The 3,553-nt window shown below is 60.9% G+C and carries 4 protein-coding genes; all 4 read right to left on the bottom strand.

The features are described 5' to 3' along the window. The coding region (locus tag AC5DC2_RS21330) for a calcium:cation antiporter family protein (protein WP_491699937.1) at positions 1–347 on the bottom strand (347 nt) is incomplete at its 3' end. A gap of 44 nt (positions 348–391) precedes the next feature. Further along, the gene (locus AC5DC2_RS21325; RefSeq protein ID WP_200337193.1) at positions 392–1,507 is read right to left on the bottom strand and encodes an alkene reductase; all 1,116 of its coding nucleotides are present in this window, start codon (positions 1,505–1,507) and stop codon (positions 392–394) included. Positions 1,508–2,263: 756 nt separating this feature from the next. After that, on the bottom strand, positions 2,264–3,160 hold the full coding sequence (locus AC5DC2_RS21320; RefSeq protein WP_024709085.1) for a LysR family transcriptional regulator VtlR: 897 nt from the start codon (positions 3,158–3,160) through the stop codon (positions 2,264–2,266). Positions 3,161–3,180: 20 nt separating this feature from the next. Beyond that, positions 3,181–3,553, bottom strand: a 373-nt coding sequence (locus tag AC5DC2_RS21315; RefSeq protein WP_491699936.1) for an NAD(P)/FAD-dependent oxidoreductase, incomplete at its 5' end; no start/stop codon positions are given.

Genomic DNA, 3,553 nt, shown 5'->3' with positions numbered 1-3,553 from the left:
CCGAGAATGCCGTTGATGTCGAGCATGACGGCGGAATAGATCGTGTCGCGCACCAGCGTCGGCTGCTGGGTCTGCTGCATCATGATCACCAGGATCAGCACCTCGACCAGAACCGCAGACAGCGTCAGGATCATCGTGCCATAAGGCTCGCCCGCCTTGGCGGCGAGGATTTCGGCGTGGTGGGCAACGCGCATGGAGGCCGTGGCGATCGAGACGATCAAGGCCGCGGCGGCGACCAAAGCGAACGCCTGCCCGGCCTCCATGACGGCATGTTCGAACAGATAGGCGAGCAGGGCGACCGGAACCGCCTGCAGAAGCAGGATTTCACCGCGCAGGAATTTCAGCATTGTCGAAACGACCCCGTCTTCGCGCCCGGGCGGGCCCAAGATGTTCAGCCGCCGAGCACGGGATAGTCGGTATAGCCCTTCTCATCGCCGCCGAACAGCGTCCTCTGATCCAACGCATTGAGCGGCGCATTGATCCGCAGCCGGCGCACAAGATCGGGATTTGCGACGAACGGGCGGCCGAAGCAGATCAGATCTGCGCGTTCCTTTTCCAGCGCGTCGATGGCGAGCTGCCGGTCATAGCCGTTATTGACCATCCATGCGCCGGATCCGTCGGTGCGGTAGTAGGTTTCCCGCATCTCCTCGTAATTGAACGGTTCCGGGCCCTGCTGGTAGCCGCGATCGCCGCCGGTAGCACCCTCGACGATATGGATATAGGCGAGATCGTAGGCGCTCAGCTGGCTTGCCAGATAATTGAACAGCGCCTGCGGCTTTTCGTCGAAAATGTCGTTTGACGGCGCAACGGGTGAAAGACGGATGGCCGTGCGTCCGGGGCCGATCTCGCGCGAGATGGCGCCGACGATGTCGAACATGAAGCGCGCGCGGTTCTCCAGCGGCCCGCCGTAAAGGTCGGTGCGCTGGTTTGTGCCGGAACGCAGGAACTGGTCGACGAGATAACCATTGGCGCCGTGGATTTCGACGCCGTCGAAACCGGCCTCCATGGCGCGGGCGGCGGCGCGGCGGTAATCCTCGATGATGCCGGAGATTTCGTAGGGCTTGAGCTGGCGCGGCATCGAGGTTTCGATGAAGTCGCTGGTGCCGTCGGAATAGACAACGAAGGTCTTGGCGCGGGCCTGGATGGCGGAGGGGGCGACAGGCGGATCGCCGAAGGGCTGCAGCGACTTGTGCGAAATCCGGCCGACATGCATCAGCTGGCAGAAGATCTTGCCGCCCTGCTCGTGGACGGCCTTCGTCACGTTCTGCCAACCCTCGACAGAGGCGTCGCTGTAGATGCCCGGCGCATGGGAATAGCCCTGGCCCTGTTCGGTGATGGCGGTTGCTTCGGAGACGATAAGGCCGGCCGTCGCGCGTTGACGGTAGTATTCGACATTGAGCGCGTTCGGGACGGCATCAGGGGAGCGGTTGCGCATCAGCGGGCCCATGATGATGCGGTTTTCGAGAGTGACATCGCCGATCGTGATGGGATCAAAAAGATTGGCCATTCAATTCCTTTCCGTCTCGGGCCCCCGAAGCTCTGTCATGTGTAGCCTACGCCGGACATATGCGCAATTTTGCTGTCGCCCCGAAATGGCTCCCGAATGCCGGTTCGCCCCCAAAGGTCCCGTTCTTCTAGACCATAAAAGACAAGAAAGCGTATACGCGCGGAATCACCGGGGAAACCTTGCGGCTCACACCCTGACGCAAGGCAAAAAAAAGGGCCTCCAAACGGGGCCCTTGTTAGGTGTGAAGGTAAAACCTCCAGAGGGGAACAGCTGCTGCAGCGAGACTCAAAAAGCCGTCGCCGTATGCATCAGCTAACTCAGGATATGGTTCTTTTTTGTGCGCGTTGCAACAGTTTTCATCTCGAAATGCGAAAAAAAAGAACAGGGAATCGCGGGCAAAAAAAGAGGGCCACCGAAAAACGGGGCCCTTTGAGTTAGAAGGTCTCTCAAAACCTCCAGAGGGGAACAGCTGCTGCGGTGCACCAGGGAGAAGTTGGGCACCAACTGCATCAGCTATGTGCGATATGCCCCCGAATTAGGCATTCTGCAATGCGATTTTCTGCATGGCTGCCATGCAGGAAATGAAATTTGCAGCTGAAATTGACCAATCAGAAGCAGTCTTGGCAAATGCCTAAAAAATAGGCTAGTTTTGGCCGGGAATCGGCGCTGGCGCCCGCTTGACTCGTTGATCAGTTCGCACAAGCGGGCGATCCGAGAGACGGCGTGAAAAAGAAATGACCCGGAGGCGGCGCTTCTTCAGAAGCTCCAGTTGCGCGACTTGGCGACGATGAAGTCGCGGAAGACCTTCAGCTTGGCCGAATTCTTCATCTCGTCGGGATAGCAGAAATAGGTGTCGAAGCTCGGCACATCCGCATGGGTGACGAGCTGCAGGAGGCCCGGGTCGCGCCCGACGATGTAATCCGGCAGCATGACGATGCCGATGCCGAGCAGCGCCGCGCGCTTGATCGAGGTGAGCGAATTGATCTGCAGGTGCGCCGGGCGCGGATTGTCGGGCGAGCGCCCGGCGATTTCCAGCCAGTTCACGTCAAGCAGATAGGCCGGCGCCGGCTCGCCGAAGGTGATGATGCGGTGGTTGTCGAGATCCTCGATCGACTGCGGCTCGCCATGGCGGTTGATATAGGAGGGCGAGGCGTAGACATGCATGTGCACGGTAAACAGCTTGCGCTGGATCAGATCCGGCTGCTGCGGCTGGCGCAGGCGGATCGCGCAATCGGCGTGGCGCATGTTCACGTCCAGTTCCTCGTTGTCGAGGATGAGCTGGATCTGCATGTCGGGATAGAGCTGCAGGAATTCCTGCACCTTGTCCGTAAGCCATCCCTGTCCGAGTCCGACCGTGGTCGTCACCCTCAGCTTGCCGGACGGCTTCTCCTTGGTTTCCGTCAGCCGCGAGCGCACGCCCTCGAGCTTCAGGAGCACGTCATGGGCGGTGCGGTAGAGAAGCTCGCCCTGTTCCGTGAGGATCAGGCCGCGGGCATGGCGGTGGAACAGCTTGACGCCGACATCCTGCTCAAGCGCGCTGACCTGGCGGCTGATGGCCGACTGGGAAAGATGCAGCTTGTCGGCCGCGTGGGTGAACGAGCCCGCCTCCGCTGCCGCATGGAAGATGCGCAGCTTGTCCCAATCCAGAGGCATGCTCGTGCTTTTCATGAATTCTACTCCGCGGCCGCCAATGTACCGGTTTTCTGCTCGGTCAGGAAGCGCTCCGCTTCAAGTGCTGCCATGCATCCCATGCCGGCTGCCGTCACGGCCTGACGGTAATTGTCGTCGGCAACGTCGCCGGCGCCATAGACGCCCTCGACGCTGGTCTTCGTCGTGCCCGGTTCGGTCCAGAGGTAGCCGTTCGGCTTCAGCTTCAGTTGGTCGCGGATCAGGTCGACCTGCGGCGCATGGCCGATGGCGATGAACACGCCGTCGGCATCGATGGTGGTCTTCTCGCCGCTTTTCACGTCCTTCAGCCTGACGCCGGTGACGGACGGCGGCAGGGGCGGAACGGCGGAGGTGCCGACGATCTCCTCGACCGCGTGG

This window comes from Martelella sp. (genome assembly GCF_984369615.1).
Note: the sequence above shows the minus strand (reverse complement) of the source record. Positions and strands in the feature narration are given on the sequence as shown.